The sequence below is a fragment of the Burkholderia sp. SJZ089 genome, from assembly GCF_007828315.1.
Lineage (GTDB): Bacteria > Pseudomonadota > Gammaproteobacteria > Burkholderiales > Burkholderiaceae > Burkholderia > Burkholderia gladioli.
Genome location: NZ_VIUM01000011.1, coordinates 40,813 through 56,379, shown reverse-complemented (window position 1 = coordinate 56,379; position 15,567 = coordinate 40,813). Strand labels below are relative to the sequence as shown.

The following is a 15,567-nucleotide window of genomic DNA, read 5'->3' as shown; positions in this document are numbered from 1 at the left end:
ACGCGCGGGCCGGCGCCAGCACCGCGCATGCCGCTTCAGCCGCGGTGGAAGTGATTGCCGTTGTTGCCGTTGCGCGGCGCGCGCGGCACGAAGGGGAACTGCGCGACCTCGCCGTGGCGCGAGACGATCGCGGTGCTTTCGGGAATCTCCTCCCAGGCGTCGGGCAGGTCGACCAGCGGCTCGGAGAGCACCAGGAAGCCGTCGTCGCCGACCGCGGCGATGCGCGGATCGTCGGGATAGAGCTCATGCAGATGGCGGAACGAGGTGCTGTGGAACAGCGTGCGCGATTGGTGCTCGCTGGAGTAGCGCACCGCCACCACCTGCTCGCCGTCGGTGGCGCAGACGGTCATGTTGATCGGCTGCGCCACGCCGTGCCGGGCCGCGGTTTCCTCGATGAGGCCGGCCATCCGCTCCAGCGCCGGCAGCGGCGTGTGTTCCAGCCCGAAGGTCAGTGCCAGGTGGAACATCACTTCGGAGTCCGTCGAGCCCTCGACCGAGGGGAACAGCACGGGATCGATGCGCATCATCAGGTCGTGGCGCAGCCGGTGGTAGCGCCGGATCAGGCCGTTGTGGACGAACAGCCAGCGGCCGTGGCGGAACGGGTGGCAGTTGCTTTCCTGGATCGGCGTGTCGGTGGCGGCGCGGATATGCGCGACGAAGTGCGGCGAGTGGATCGCGCGCGCGGCCTCGCGCAGGTTGCGGTCGTTCCAGGCGGGGTGGACCGAGCGGTAGCGGAACGGGATCTCGTCCGGGCGGCCGTACCAGCCGATGCCGAAGCCGTCGCCGTTGGTGGTGGTGGCGCCCAGGCGCGAGTGCAGGCTTTGGTCGATCAGTGAATGACGGGCGCGGAACAGGACGGTCTCGAGCGGGATCGGGTTACCGGTGTAGGCTAGCCAGCGGCACATGGAATTCCTCCTGCCTGACGCATTGCATTGCTGAGGACGGAGCCGGCTCGACAGCGCTGCTTGAGATCCGTTCCGCGGTGCCGTGGCGGACATCCTGTCCAGGACAGGATGTCCGCCAGGCATCAGCGACCGCGTCGAATCACGAGGCCCGCCGAAGTCGTGACGAATCCCGCCAGCTTCAGGCGCAGGTGAGGATTCGGGCTGTAAGGCGGCACGTCCACGTGGAAGTCGAGGGCGGTGGCGGCCGGCCCGACGCGGATCGGCTGCACGTCATGGCCGCGTTCGCGCATGCGCTCGACGAAGGCTTCGAGATCGCGTCGACGATAGAGCACGGTCTCGTCGCTGGCCTCGACCGTATCGACGTCGGACGAAAGATTCAGCTCCGTGGTGTGGACCGCGATGCCGCCGATGCGCAGGCACTTTTCGACGCTGTTCATGACGAAATCGAGTCCGGCTTCCAGCGTGCCTAGGTGTTCCAGGCAGCAGGACGACCAGGCGAAGTCGTAGCCCGAGAAACTCGAATCGATGTCCTTCATGTTGCATTCGGTGAAGTTCACCCGTTCGCGGAACAGCGACTCAGGAATCCAGCCGAAATGCAGGCGATCGAGCGGACGATAATTGTCGTGGTTCGCGAGCCAGCCGCCGGCCATCTTGATCGCCGCGGGCGCGTCGGTCGCCAGCACGGCCGAACCGAGCTGGGCGAAGGCTGACGGCAGTGGTTCCGCGTCGACACCGAAACCGATACCGCGGGTGCCGGGGCGCAGGATGTTTGCCTCCAGCAGCTGGTGCAGGATGTAGATGTATTCCCACTGCTTGCGGTGCCAGGTCGGCGTTTGATAGATGAGCTTGCAGAGCTGCGCGTAGCGCGGATGCGTGAAGTCGAGCGAGCTGACGTTCGTATAGGCCATGAACGGATCGCTCTCCAGCATCGTGGGGCGCTCGAGCGAGGGCACGAGGATGCTTTCCCGAATCATTTCCTTGACGGCCGTGCGGGACATTGCATGGGCTTCCAGTGCCGCGATGCGACGCTCGAGTTCTTTGTAGTGTGTCGTGCTCATAATCTGCCTGGTTCGGTGGTGGGGGACGAGCGCGGATGCGCGTTCACGATGTGTATGCAGGAATCCCGGCGTTATGTCGGCCGCCGCGCGCGAGCCCGGGCACGGGCGGCATCGCGATGCGCCCGGGCGTTTACTTCGCGGGCGCGCGCCCGTAGTTGTCCTCGAAGCGAACGATGTCGTCCTCGCCGAGGTACGCGCCGGACTGGACCTCGATCAGCTCCAGCGGGATCTTGCCGGGATTGCGCAGACGGTGGGTTGCGCCAAGCGGGATATAGGTGGACTGGTTCTCCGTCAACAGGATTTCCTTGTCGCCGTTCGTGACGAGCGCCGTGCCTTTCACGACGATCCAGTGCTCGGCACGATGGTGATGCATCTGCAGGCTCAGCTGTGCCGATGGGTTCACCACGATGCGCTTGACCTGGAAGCGGTCTCCCTCGTCGATGCCCTCGTAAGCGCCCCAGGGACGTACCACGCGCCGATGCGTGACGGACTCGTGGCGCCCGGAGGCATTGAGCTGCTCAACGACTTTTTTCACGTCCTGTACGTGATCGCGATGGACTACCAGGACGGCATCGGCGGTTTCGACCACGACCAGGTTGTCGACGCCGATCGTGGCTACCATCCGGTGTTCGGCGCGGACATACGAATTGCTGGTCGATTCGCAGAACACGTCGCCGATCACGGTGTTGCCATTCTCGTCGGTTTCGGCGAGATCGGCCAAGGCGCCCCACGAACCGATGTCGTTCCAGCCGAGATTGTCGGTGGCAACGACGGCGGCATGCTCGGTCCGTTCCATCACGGCGTAGTCGATCGAGATGTTGGGGCTTGCCGCGAACGCGGCCGGGTCGAGCCGAACGAAATCGTTGTCGTGCGACGCGCCCTCGAGCGCTGCCTGCGACAGCCGTGCGATCTCGGGCTCGAGCCGCTGCAGCTCCTGCAGATAGGTCGATGCCTTCAGCATGAACATGCCGCTGTTCCAGTAGTACTCGCCCGACCTGACGAATTCTTCCGCGGTGGCCATGTCGGGTTTTTCGACGAAGGCGTCCACGCAGTGGGCTTGCGCACCATCGTCGAACGGCTTGCCGCGGCGGATATAGCCGAATCCCGTATGAGCGCGGTCTGGGGGGATGCCGAAGGTGACCAGGTAGCCATTGCTCGCGACCGCTGCCGCCGCTTGCGCCGCCGCAGCGAAGGCGGCCTGGTTCCGGATGGCGTGGTCGGACGGCAGGACCAGCAGTAGCGCATCCGGCGACTCCTTCAGGGCCATGTGCGCGGCCACCGCGATCGCGGGTGCCGTGTTGCGGCCGACGGGTTCCAGGACAATCGACGACGGTTCGATGCCGACCTGCCGCAGTTGCTCGGCGACCAGGAAGCGTTGCTCGTTGTTGGTCAGGATGATGGGTTGAGCGGCACCCGGCAAACGACGTACGCGCAGGGCTGTCTGCTGGATCAGCGTATCGTCGCCGGTCAACTTGAGATACTGCTTGGGGTATCCGCCGCGCGACATCGGCCAGAGTCGCGTACCACTGCCGCCGCACAAAATTACCGGGAAGATGCTCATGTCTGAATCTCGGATGTGAATACTGTCAACGATTGCGGATTGTCCAGATGCGTCGTTTCGCTGCAACGCGAGTCTTATTCGATGCGTCGTACGAGTGAATTCCGTCGATGCCCGGCTTGCCGATATCGCCAGCCGAGATGAATCAGCGCGTTCGTGATCCAGCGGAATGCCTTGAGGGCAGGGCGCCGCCAGTTGCGTCCCTGGGCGCGCAGCGGCCGCCTCGCGGCCGTTGCCAGCCGCCGGACCACGGCCTCGGGCGTAGTATAAAGAGCCAGGCGCCAGTTCCAATATATCGGATAGCGTATCAGCGTCCCGGCCGTCAGCATGTCCAGTGTCAATGCACGCTCTCGCCACGGCTGGGGGCTGATGGCGTCCTCGGTCAGGCCCCAGCCGGCATAGAAGGGCAGGCCGTAGGTGAATACGGGCTTGTCGCGCAGCAGGGCGTCGAAGCCCGATAGCGACGAGAGCGTGTGTACTTCGTCGGCGGCTTCGATCAGGGACACGATGTCGGAATCTAGGTCGACGACGTCGGCAAGGCTTTGTGCCTGGACCAAGCCGTTGCGATTGCCCGAGAGTACATCCGGATGGGGCTTGTAGACGATGTAGTCTGTCGGGCGCCGTTCGCGCACCGCCGCGAGCAGGCCTTCGGCGGTGTTGACCGCGCCGGTGCCGAGCCGGATCGAGGCGTCGTCCGCGACCTGGCCCGGGACCAGGATCACGAGGCGGTCCGTGGGCCTGGGCCAGGTGGGCCGGTGTCGACCCAGGTTGTACTTGGTGATGCCGAATTCGACGATGCTGCGGCGTAGCGCTGCCGCACGCGCGAGTTCGGCGGCGTCGAAGCCCGCCGTGTTCAGGATTCGTGTCAGGTCGCTCGGGGCGCTGGCGTCGAAATAGAGGTTGCTGCCGTCGATGACCTGGCTGCACGGCGGGCTCATGTCGGAGCCCAGTTCGGCGGAATGAATGAAGCCGTCCTCGATGCGGTAGTGGCGCGTGTCTCGTGGCGCACCATCTCGCAGCCGCGCTCCCCACAATGCCGCGCATTCGTGCCGGCCGATGTCGGCGATCCCGCGCGCCCAGCGGAGCGTGCCGCCGCCCGCCGAAAGATAAGGGGTTGCGAGGCGACGCTTCCACCACTGGAAGCGCAGGCCGACGACATGGTCGAGCTCGCGGAATCGTTCGGCAACCTGATATTGCAACTGGAGCGCGTCGAGCACATGCTCCAGTGTGCCGAGTTGCTCCCGTTCGGTGTCGAGATAGTGCGTCAGCCGCATGAAAGTCGTGTCGAACCAGGCGGCTAATGTCGGTCGCGCGTGCCGCTTCGGGAATGCGTGAAGGTCGGTCGTGAAGCCCCAGCCGGCGTAGTAGGGGCGGCCGTAGACGAAGGTGGGTCGATCCGCGAGAATCGCGCCCATTCCCTCGGCGGCGCCGACCGTATACACCTGGCTGAAATACGGCAACCAGGCGCGCAGCGAGTATTCCGGGCGCAGCACGCGCAATTCGCGTGGGAGCACGCCGCATCTGGACGACAACCACGGGCCGTGACCCGGATCCGACGAAGGGGCCAGCCAGAATTCCGCATCGGGGTGATTGGCAAGCGCGTCGTCGACCATCGCGCGAAAGTCGGCGATGCGGCGGCTTTTGTACGTATGTGGCGAGGATCCTGAAATCAAGCGCTCGTCGATCAGGAGGATGCGCCGTCGAGCCGTTGCCATGAACTCGGCATCGGGTAGCTGGGCCGCCTTGCGGCGCAGATGCAGCGCATCGCTGTCGAGCAGACGCTGCATCAGGGCCTGCATGCGCGCCTCGTCGTGGGGCGCCGAGGCTGATAGGGCCTGCTCGATTGCAACGCCGAGCGGGTCCTCATGGCCGCGATCGAGCGGAATCGAGAACCAAGACAGCGGTGCCAGGCCGAGCGAGGCGCGAGGCGCGATCGGCCCCGCGTAGGCGGCCTGAGTGTCGGGCCGCAGCCGGCGTGCGACCGTGGCCAGCAGGCGGCCGCCGCGAGCTTCGGGCCAGAGCCACCGGCTTCGGCCGGTCAACCAGCCGAATAGACGATAGCCGTGCGCGAGGTAGATCGCATCGAACTGCGGGCCGGTCGATCCGGACAGCGGGGCTGGATATTCGGACATCTACCTGAGTGTGCCGATGAAGCTGTCGACGCACGCGAAATGAGCGCTCCATGTCGGTGCGCCGAATTGTTCGATGCGGGACATCTGCTGCTGTCGTGCCTCGCTGTCGGGGGCGGCATACGTCATGATCCGGTCGGCCCATGCCGGGCCGTCGAGTGGATCGAGATAATCTGGTGTGTCGGAGGCAATTTCATGAAAGACGTCGAGATTGCTCGCGAGCACCGGAACGCCCGAGGCGAGCGCCTCCACGAGCGGCATGCCGTAGCCCTCGACGAAAGATGGAAACAACAGGGCTCGCGCATGCCGGAGTAGCGTATGCAGGCGTTCGTCGCTGCATTCGGACTCCTCCACGACGAACTGCCGTAGCGGTGTACATCGCTCCAGCATGTCGACGACATTTTCGCATTCCCAGCCCCGACGTCCGATGATCACGAGTTTCGGCGCGCGCGCGCCGTGGCGCTCGACCAGGCTGCGCCATACGTGCAGCATCAGCCAATGATTCTTGCGCGGCTCGATGGTTCCCAGCATGAGGAAGTAGGGCTCGCCGATCGGGTCGGGGCAGGGCTGGTGCGCGGAGATGCCGGGCGCGAGACGGGCGATCGTGCAGGGTGGTGTGGGCAGGCCGGCCGCCCGTGCCTCCTGTTCGATCGAATCCAGCGTCGCCCGCGAGTTCGCGATGAGCCCGCTTGCGTGTCGCAATGCCGTGCGGATACGCAGGCGATGCATCTGCTCGACGCCGGGACGGCAATATTCCGCGTGAGTCAAGGGAATCAGGTCGTGGACCATGAACACCGACCGAGCATTGCGGCCGGCCATGGCTCTGTAGTAGCGTGTGTGCTCCATGCCGGAATGGCTGGTATGAAGCAGGACGGCATGTTCGAAGCGTGTTCTGCTCAGCATGCTCGTCAGTGCGCGCGCAACCATGCCGCGCAGCGCCCAGCGGTCACGCGAGCCCGGCGTCGAGAGCAGCAGGTCGAACAGGCGTTCGGAATCTCGCCGGCTCAGAACGATCGAACGACCTTGCTCGCCGAGCACAGCGAGTGCGTGGTCGCCGTATTTCCGGACGTAGGCCAGGCCGACTCGGTCGACCCCGGTGGGAATCAAGCCATCGTGACGGCGGGTGACGATACGCGTGACGTCGAGAAGTATTTGTGTCACTCGAATGTCGTTAATGGATGTTTCGGGTGGCAAACGGTTGCGGTACAAATTATTACAAGCGTGTCGTCCCGGACGGTTATGCTCGGTTCGGTCCGCAAAAACTAGTTTATTGCATCTACTAACGTGCGACAATTCAGATCCGTAGATTTTCCGTTCCCCTGGCAACACATGTCGCTTTTGCTCCGTTGTGTTACGTGTTCGGTCCTTGTCAGCGGTGTGCTGGTCGGCTGCTCAACCATTCCGGCATCGGGGCCCAGCCGCTCCGCGATTGTCCAATCCGGCAATGGGTCCGCCGAGGCGACGGCCGGCATGGCAGGAATCCAGGTCGTCGACCTGACCGATTCCATCGCGCGCCAGCTGTATGCCGAACGCGAACAGGGTGATTTCGCGACCACGCTGGGTATCGATACGCACTTTCGCCAGCAGTTGGGTATCGGCGACACGATCGAGGTGTCGATCTGGGAGGCGCCGCCCGCGACATTGTTCGGCGCCGCGCAACTCGACACGCGCAGCAGTGGCGCGAGCGCGCCGAGCAATGCCCGGGTGACGGTGTTGCCCGACCAGACCATCGACGGCGACGGCAATATCAACGTACCGTTCGTCGGCGCGGTCAAGGCCCAGGGCAAGACGCCGACGCAGCTCGAACGCGACATCACGTTGCGCCTGAAGAACATGGCGCACGATCCCCAGGTGCTGGTGAAACTGTCACGAAACGTAACTTCCTACGTCACCGTGGTGGGCGATGTTGTCTCGAGCAACCGGATGCAGTTGTCGGCGCGAGGCGAGCGTCTGCTCGATGCGTTGGCCAGTGCTGGCGGCGTGCGTCAGCCGATCGACAAGATCACCTTGCAGGTCACGCGGGGCGACAAGGTTGCGTCCTTGCCGTTGCAGACCGTGATTCGCGATCCGCGCCAGAATGTGCCGCTGCACGCCGGCGACGTGGTCACGGCGCTGTACCAACCCTATAGCTTCACCGCGCTCGGCGCGACGGGCAAGAATCAGGAAATCAATTTCGAGGCACAGGGCATCTCGCTGGCCCAGGCGATCGCACGCGCAGGCGGCCTGGAGGATTCGCGCTCGGATGCACAGGGCGTGTTCATCTTCCGTCTGGAGGACGCCAATGCGTTGCCGTGGCCCGTCAAGCCGGTACGCACCACGGCGGATGGCAAGGTGCCTGTCATTTATCGCATGAATTTGAAAGATCCGAGCGCATTTTTCACGGCACAGAGTTTCGTGATGGATAACAAGGATCTGCTGTACGTATCGAATGCACCGATTACCGAACTTCAGAAAGTTTTAAATCTGGTGTTCTCGGTTGCTTATCCTGTCGTGACGGGCGTCCAATCGTTCAAATAAGAATTAAGGGTCGGCATATCGCACAGGTACGAAAGTCCGCTGCGATATGCTTTCGTCTGACGTGACGTCCAATGGATTGCCAGATTTGTCGAATCGCGGTGGTCGTGATTCCTGATCGATTTGCTTGGCGGGCAACTGGCATGGTATTGCCGGCTGGATGGATTGGGTCGGATGACTGCGCAGGGGAGGCGCATATCCTGGAAATGATGTCGATTCGTCAAGGTTGGGACGCGGACAGATGATTACTTCCTATGCCCAGAATTTTGAAGATGTCATGCTCTGGCGTGCGCTGTCGCACATCGATAGCGGCTTTTACATCGATATCGGTGCACAGGACCCGCTGGTCGATTCGGTCAGTCTGGTGTTCTATGAGCGCGGATGGCGAGGTATTCATGTCGAACCGACTGCTCGCTATGCCAATGCGCTGAGAGCCCATCGGCCCGACGAGACGGTGGTCCAGGCTGCGGTCGCGGCTCAATCCGGCGTGCTGAACTTCTTCGAGATCGTCGGGACCGGCATTTCGACGGCCGACCCGGTGATTGCCGAGGGGCATCGAGAGCGCGGCTTCGAACTGACCGAGATCGTCGTGCCCTGTGTATCGCTGGCGGAGATCTTCGCGATGCATGCCGGTCGCGAGGTGCACTGGCTCAAGATCGATGTCGAGGGTTTCGAATCGTCGGTACTGCGAAGTTGGGCGGATTCGCCGGCTCGTCCCTGGATCGTGGTCATCGAAAGCACGCTGCCGCTCACGCAGACGCTCAGTCACGAGAAGTGGGAGGCACTGCTCCTGGATCGGGGCTACGAGGCAGTCTATTTTGACGGACTGAATCGTTTCTATCTGAGCGCGGAACATCCTGAGTTGCGTGCGGCATTCGGCGCGCCGCCCAATGTATTCGATGCGTTTCGCCTGAATGGGACAGCCAATGCGCCGTTTCACGGCTTGTTGCATGAGCGCCTTCAGCAAACCACCGAGCAGATGCAGAAGACCCTGCAGGTGCGCGAAACGGAACTGCGGGACGAGGCGGCCGCGGCGGTTCGCGAACTGCGAGGGCAGCTTGCCTGCGCTCGGTCGAGGGAGTCAGCGGCGCTGGAATCGCTTGCGGGGGTGGCCGGGCAACTGCGACGGGCCCGCGGGACGGTATCGTCGGCCGATGGCGCGGGACGACACGATGATCGGCTGATCGACGAAGTGGATCGTCTCGAACGCCTCTACTCGCGCGAGAGGGAGGCGTATCGCGACGATGACCGGCTGATGGCCGGGCATCTCGAGACCTTGCGCGATGAATGTGCGCGACTGATCAGGGCGGGTGCCGCCCACGATGCGGTATTGGCCGACGCGCTGCGCGGTGCCGAAGCGGCCACCTCGCGCGAATCGGCCGCCTTGCGTGAAACTCGCGATCAGATGATTCGGCAGCAGCAGGATCATCGGGCCGAATTGGCACTGCAGGCGGCGCACGCCGAGCGGCGCGAGGCAGTGACGGCTGCGCTTCATGCACAGGCGCTGGAGCGTGCCACCGCCGCGTTGCACGAGGCAAGGGCTGCGCGACGCACTGTCGAGCAGCGCCACGCCGAGCAGCGGCGGCAGCTTTCGGTGCGCCTGCGTTTGATCCGGCGCCGCAACCGATTGCTGCGGCAGTTTGCCTTGAAGCGCGAGCGCCAACTGGAAAATGAACTGCTTGATGTGAATCGGCGCCATGAGGCGGCATTGCGCATCAATGCGATCGAGTCCAGTGCGCGCGAGTCCCGACTCGTCATTGAACTCGAGTCGGCACGGCGCGAATTCGAGAGCAAAGCTCGAGAATGGAGCGACAGCAAACAGCAGATGAGCCACGAGCTGGCGGGGTTGCGAGCGCTTCTGGAAACGGAGCGTCGCGACTTCACGCAGCGCGATGCGCAAGCGTTCGAGCGAATCGTCGACATCGAGCGCCGTTATGCGAGGGCCGACGCGAAAGCCGTTGAATTGTCCGGCGTGATCGAGGACATCCGGCTGTCGTTTGGCTGGAAGATCATGGCGCCATTGCGTGCCGTGTTCGACAAGAGGCTTGCTGCCGACATGGCGGCTCTGGTCACGGACGACGCCGCCGATCGTGGTGTTTTGTCCGACAAAAATGTGTCGCATCCCATGCAAGTCGGGCTGTCGCATGGTTCGACGGCGGAAAATCAATCACCTGCATCCACGGAACGAAACATGAGCGATATTTTGAGCCGAGCCCTGACGGAAAGTGGGGAAGTGCCGCGCGGCGGCCCGCATCGGTTACGTGATTTCATGGCCGTCGATGATGCGGGATTCGTGGTTCTAGCTTACCGTGTGCTGCTGCGTCGCGATCCCGATCCCGATGGTTTTGGCCATTTCCTCGAACGCGCGCGCCGCGGCGATTCGCGTGTCAGGATTCTCGATGCGATTGCCGAGTCCGACGAAGGGAAGCTCAACAAGGTCACGGTGATCGGCCTGGGTTCCGCGGTATCGCGGCTCAAGTTCGCGGCGTTGCCCGTGATCGGCCCGATCTTCGGCAAGATCTGGGGCTACGACGAGCAGCGCGAACTCGCCATGCGGCGCTTCGCGTCGATCGAGTCGCGCCTGGAGTCGATTGCGGCCAATCAGGCTGCCTTGCTGGCGAATCATGAGCGCAAGACGGCCGATATCCAGGTCTCGATCGCCGCGCTGTCGGCGCGCTTCGATACACTCAGCGCCCATATTTCGACCTCCTACGCCGCCGCGGCATCCGATGTCGCGTCGGCGGCTGCCGGAAACCCCGATCTACCGGCCGGCCTCGCCGCGGGCGTACCCGGCGACACCTCCCCGAAATCGGTGCATGCTGCTCCGGTGGTCCTGACCGAGCCGGATGCGCGACAGGTGATGCTCAGCCTGAGTTCCCTGGTCGGCGCATCTCGCGAGGCACGCATGCTGGCTGCGCGCTAAGCCCTCACTTCGATCGATCGTTGCCATCGCAAGGCGGCCGTCCCCACGAGATAATTTCGAGATTATTCGGTCATGCAAAAATCGTCCGTGATGTTCGATACCAACTTTTCCGGCAGGATTCTGCAGCTCACCGAGGCGTTGGATTTCGGCGATGCCGTTTCCAATCAGGTCGTCGCACTCGATCAGATGTTCAAGGGGCTGGGCCTGCAATCGCAGATCTACAGCAAGTGGCATCATCAGAGCGTCGGACAGTACCGCAGGAATCTGGAGGAACTGGACATTCAGGACAATGACGTACTGATCGTTCACTTTGCCGGGTACTCCGAGCACGTCATGCAGGCTTATCACACCAAGCGCTGCACCAAGATCTGCGTTTATCACAATATCACCCCGCATAGCTTCTTCGAGAAGGGTACCGACCTGTACAAGTTCTGCCTGATGGGGCGTGAACAGTTGCGCGAAATTGCACCGAGCTTCGATTACTTCTGGGGCGACAGCGAATACAACCTGCAGGAGATCATCGACCTGGGCGTATCCCCCGATCGATGCAGTCTGGTGCCGATCATCGTCGATGCGCCGGAGTCCGCCGCAGCCGTACGCGCCTCGCGCAATCGCGAACCTGGCCACTGGCTGTTCCTGGGGCGCGTGGCGGCCAACAAGGGGCAGGTCGACCTGGTGCAGATGTTTGCCGAGATGCACGAGTCGTCGCCACAGGTCGCGGCGCGCCTGTCGATCGTCGGTGGCTTCAATCCTCAGGATCCCTACTACCAGAAGCTGCTCGCCACGATCAAGAAGTACAAGGTCGAACATCTCGTGGACATCACCGGCAAGGTACCCGACGAGGCGATCAGCAACCACTTCGGCAAGGCCTTCGTGTATGTCTCGCTGAGCCGCCACGAGGGATTCGGCGTTCCGCTCATCGAGGCGACGCTGCACGGCCTGCCGGTGGTCGGCCTGCACAACACCGCGATTGGCGAGACGCTCGGGGTGAAGGACAATCCGCTCGATTCGATCGGCAAACTCAAGGCCGAAATCGCGCGCCTGGCGAGGGATGAAGCTGCATATCGGAACCTGGTCGAGTTCCAGCGCCGCAATACCGAGCGCTTTACCTCCGACGCGGTGCGCAAACGCGTCGTCGATGCGCTGCGCAAGGTACTGCCCGCCGCCAAGCGATTCACGACCGTCTCGATCATCATCTGCACCTACAATCGCGCCGATTTGCTGGAGCGTTGCCTCGATTACCTGCAATACCAAACGAATCAGAATTTCGAGGTGGTGGTGGTCAACGGTCCGTCGAATGACGGCACCGACGCGGTGCTCGAACGCTACAAGGATCGCATCAAGATCGGCAGCAATCCGCAACGCAATCTTGCCATTTCGCGAAATATCGGTATCGATCTCGCCGATGGCGATCTGTTGGCCTTCATCGACGACGACGCGCTGCCGTTCGACGACTGGGTGGAGACGCTGCTCGAGGAATTCAACCGACGGCCGCTGACTCTCGGCGCACTTGGGGGGCCGGCCTACTATGCCGGTACCCTGCGTTATCAGTCGGAGGACATCGGCATCAACAAGTTCGCCGAGGCGAAGGTCAATATCGATTCGCGGGAGATCGGCGAGAACGGTTGGGAGCGTTCGCTACTGGGCACCAACACCTGCTTCAGTGCCGAGGCGGTGCGCGCCGTGAATGGCTTCGACGAGCAGTTCGATTATTTCCTCGACGAATCGGAGCTGTGCTTCCGGATGCGCCAGGCGGGTTACCTGATTGCCTATCGGCCCGACCTCCATCTGCGGCACGAGTTTGCGCAAAGCCACAATCGGGGCGGCCGCTATAACTACAACTGGTTCACGATTTGCAAGAACACTGCCTATTTCATCGCCGCCTACTCCGGCCTGAAGGGGGCGGAACTGAAGAAATATCTCGATCGGCGCATGCAGTCGGAACGCATCGCGCCGCTGGCGGCGGCACAACGGGCGGGCGAAATCGAGGGCGATGAGTACGATCGGCACCTCGAGGCGATTCGGTCGGGCGTCGAGCAAGGGCTGAAGGATGCCGCGGATTTTCCGAAAACGCGCAAGCTGAAGAAGGGCACCGGACGATTCGAGGTATTCACGGGCGCGGCCGGCTATCCGCTGGTCGGTTGCGACACGCCGCGGCTTCATGTTTGCATCGTGACGAAGGAGTTTCCTCCGTTTTCCGGCAGCGGCGGTATCGGGACGCTGTACTATCATCTCGCGAGCGAATTGCTGTTGATGGGGCACCAGGTCACCGTGGTGACGCCGGGTGGCCGCGACTTCGTTTACCGATGCGGCCGTTTCTCGGTCCGACATGTGCCGCCGATCACCAATGTCACCGATACGCTCGGGTCGACGGGCTTCGTGAACAATCTCAACTGGGGGTTGACGGCGCTGCGTGCCGTCGCCGAGCTTCATGCCGAGCATCGAATTGACGTCATCGAATCGGCCTTGTGGGACACCGAGGCGCTTCCGATAGCCCTGTTGCCCAAGCATGAGCGGCCGCCCGTGGTGGTGCGGCTGGTCACGCCTTTCCCGGTTGCCGCTCGCCTGAACGGCTGGCAGGTACCCCCGCGCGAGGCCGACTTGTTCCTGACCGGCGAAACGACCTTGATCGAACATGCCGACCTGGTCGTGCCGATCAGCGAGTCGATCGCCAAAACGATCGAGACCGAGCATGGTGTCAGGCGTGACGCGCGCTGGAGGCAATCCCATTGCGGCATTGCCTATTGGCCTTTCTTCGATGCGCAGAACGGTTATTCGGCACTGGAGGACAGTGCCGGCAAACCGCTGAAGATCTCGGAGGACATGAAGTTCGTCCTGTTCGTCGGCCGCCTGGAGGGACGCAAGGGAGTCGGCACCTTGCTCGATGCCGCCAAGCGCTTCCTGGCCCACGATACGGACGCTCACCTGGTCCTGGCCGGGCGCGATATCGAGAACTGGACGGAACGCGCCAAGGACGTGCTCGGCGCATCGCTGATGCAGCGCGTGCATTTCCTTGGCTCGGTGGACGACCAACTGCGCGAGAAGCTGTTGCATGCGGCCCATTGCGTGGCCTTCCCGTCTCAGTACGAATCGTTCGGGCTCGTGCCGTTGGAGGCCTTCGTGCATGGCAAGCCGGTGATCGCCTCGCGCGCGGGCGCCATTCCGGAAGTAGTGGGTGACGGGCAGTCGGGGCTGTTGTTCGAGGCCGGCAATTCAACCGAGCTGGCTGACCAGGTATTGCGCGTCCTGACCGACAAGACCCTGCATGCGCGCCTGTCGAATGGCGCCAGGGCGCAGATTCGCAAGTTCAGCTCGAGGAATTCGGCAATCCGCGCAGTGAATGCCTATGTCGCCCTCGCGCGAGAGCGCGAGGATGCGCGCGGCGCGCATGAAGATATCAAATCCGCCGTCAAAGTTTAATTTTCATTCGAGGAAGGAAGTTCGTGAAAAAAGCGATCATTACCGGCATCACCGGCCAGGACGGCGCTTATCTCGCACAGCTGCTGCTGGAGAAGGACTACACCGTCTACGGTACGTATCGTCGAACCAGTTCGGTCAACTTCTGGCGCATCGCCGAAGTCGGTGTCGAGCGTCATCCGGACCTGCACCTCGTCGAGTACGATCTCACCGACCTGAGCTCGAGTATCCGTCTGTTGCAAAGCACGGGCGCCACCGAAGTCTATAACCTTGCAGCGCAGAGCTTCGTCGGCGTCTCGTTTGACCAGCCGGTGACGACCGCGGAAATCACCGGCATCGGCCCCGTGAACCTTCTCGAAGCCATTCGCATCGTCAATCCCGCGATTCGCTTCTATCAGGCCAGCACGTCGGAAATGTTCGGCAAGGTACAAGCGATCCCGCAGGTCGAAAGCACGCCCTTCTATCCGCGCAGCCCGTATGGGGTGGCGAAGCTGTATGCCCACTGGATGACGATCAACTACCGCGAGAGCTACGATATCTTCGGCTGCAGCGGCATCCTGTTCAATCACGAATCGCCGCTGCGTGGCCGCGAGTTCGTGACGCGCAAGATCACCGATACCATCGCCAAGATCCGGCTCGGCAAGGCCGACGTGCTGGAACTCGGCAATCTCGATGCCAAGCGCGACTGGGGTTATGCCAAGGAGTATGTGGAAGGCATGTGGCGGATGCTGCAGGCAGACCGGCCCGATACCTACGTGCTCGCCACCAATCGGACCGAGACGGTGCGGGATTTCGTGGCGATGGCCGCACGCGCGGCCGGCTTCGAGCTCGCCTGGGAAGGCAGCGGCCTGCAGGAGAGCGGCATCGATACGGCCAGCGGCAAGGCGATCGTGAAGATCAACCCGAAGTTCCATCGCCCGGCCGAGGTCGATCTGCTGATCGGCAATCCGGCCAAGGCGCGAGCCGAACTCGGCTGGGAGCCGGCGACCACGCTGGAAGCCCTGTGCCAGATGATGGTGGAAGCGGATATTCGCCGCAATGAAACCGGATTTTCATTCTGACC

The 15,567-nt window shown here is 62.9% G+C and carries 9 protein-coding genes; 4 read left to right on the top strand and 5 right to left on the bottom strand.

Annotated features, from left to right (window positions below; all coding sequences use genetic code 11):
• Positions 1-35: 35 nt before the first annotated feature.
• From FB600_RS20670 to FB600_RS20650, 5 genes are all read right to left on the bottom strand, one after another.
• Positions 36-905, bottom strand: a complete 870-nt coding sequence (locus tag FB600_RS20670; RefSeq protein WP_098181301.1) for a class II glutamine amidotransferase — start codon at positions 903-905, stop codon at positions 36-38.
• Between the two features lie 122 nt (positions 906-1,027).
• Positions 1,028-1,903: an SAM-dependent methyltransferase gene (locus FB600_RS20665; protein ID WP_096749694.1), complete on the bottom strand. Its 876-nt coding sequence runs from the start codon at positions 1,901-1,903 to the stop codon at positions 1,028-1,030.
• A gap of 190 nt (positions 1,904-2,093) precedes the next feature.
• Positions 2,094-3,524 carry a mannose-1-phosphate guanylyltransferase/mannose-6-phosphate isomerase gene (locus FB600_RS20660; RefSeq protein ID WP_096749693.1) on the bottom strand — a complete coding sequence of 477 codons (1,431 nt, stop codon included), beginning with the start codon at positions 3,522-3,524 and terminating at the stop codon, positions 2,094-2,096.
• A gap of 74 nt (positions 3,525-3,598) precedes the next feature.
• Positions 3,599-5,653: a capsular biosynthesis protein gene (locus FB600_RS20655; protein ID WP_098154526.1), complete on the bottom strand. Its 2,055-nt coding sequence runs from the start codon at positions 5,651-5,653 to the stop codon at positions 3,599-3,601.
• Positions 5,654-6,811 carry a glycosyltransferase family 4 protein gene (locus tag FB600_RS20650; RefSeq protein ID WP_096749692.1) on the bottom strand — a complete coding sequence of 386 codons (1,158 nt, stop codon included), beginning with the start codon at positions 6,809-6,811 and terminating at the stop codon, positions 5,654-5,656.
• 168 nt (positions 6,812-6,979) lie between these two features.
• Here FB600_RS20650 and FB600_RS20645 point away from each other — a divergent pair, with 168 nt between their 5' ends.
• The 4 genes from FB600_RS20645 (at position 6,980) to gmd (ending at position 15,565) form a co-directional block, all read left to right on the top strand.
• Positions 6,980-8,167, top strand: coding sequence for a polysaccharide biosynthesis/export family protein (locus FB600_RS20645; protein WP_186467874.1), 1,188 nt, complete (start codon positions 6,980-6,982; stop codon positions 8,165-8,167).
• 238 nt (positions 8,168-8,405) lie between these two features.
• Positions 8,406-11,087 (top strand): FkbM family methyltransferase, encoded by a 2,682-nt coding sequence (locus FB600_RS20640; protein ID WP_145757303.1) that lies wholly within the window; start codon positions 8,406-8,408, stop codon positions 11,085-11,087.
• Positions 11,088-11,159: 72 nt separating this feature from the next.
• Complete coding sequence (locus FB600_RS20635) at positions 11,160-14,507, top strand: glycosyltransferase (protein WP_145757302.1); 3,348 nt, start codon at positions 11,160-11,162, stop codon at positions 14,505-14,507.
• 23 nt (positions 14,508-14,530) lie between these two features.
• Complete coding sequence (gene gmd / locus FB600_RS20630) at positions 14,531-15,565, top strand: GDP-mannose 4,6-dehydratase (RefSeq protein ID WP_145757301.1); 1,035 nt, start codon at positions 14,531-14,533, stop codon at positions 15,563-15,565.
• Positions 15,566-15,567 lie beyond the last annotated feature (2 nt).

What these genes read in the sequence shown, in the direction of transcription:
- FB600_RS20635 (WP_145757302.1), top strand. Translation starts at nt 11,160, where the DNA reads ATGCAAAAATCGTCCGTGATGTTCGATACCAACTTTTCCGGCAGGATT.
- FB600_RS20655 (WP_098154526.1), bottom strand. Translation starts at nt 5,653, where the DNA reads ATGTCCGAATATCCAGCCCCGCTGTCCGGATCGACCGGCCCGCAGTTC.
- FB600_RS20670 (WP_098181301.1), bottom strand. Translation starts at nt 905, where the DNA reads ATGTGCCGCTGGCTAGCCTACACCGGTAACCCGATCCCGCTCGAGACC.
- FB600_RS20640 (WP_145757303.1), top strand. Translation starts at nt 8,406, where the DNA reads ATGATTACTTCCTATGCCCAGAATTTTGAAGATGTCATGCTCTGGCGT.
- FB600_RS20660 (WP_096749693.1), bottom strand. Translation starts at nt 3,524, where the DNA reads ATGAGCATCTTCCCGGTAATTTTGTGCGGCGGCAGTGGTACGCGACTC.
- FB600_RS20645 (WP_186467874.1), top strand. Translation starts at nt 6,980, where the DNA reads ATGTCGCTTTTGCTCCGTTGTGTTACGTGTTCGGTCCTTGTCAGCGGT.
- FB600_RS20665 (WP_096749694.1), bottom strand. Translation starts at nt 1,903, where the DNA reads ATGTCCCGCACGGCCGTCAAGGAAATGATTCGGGAAAGCATCCTCGTG.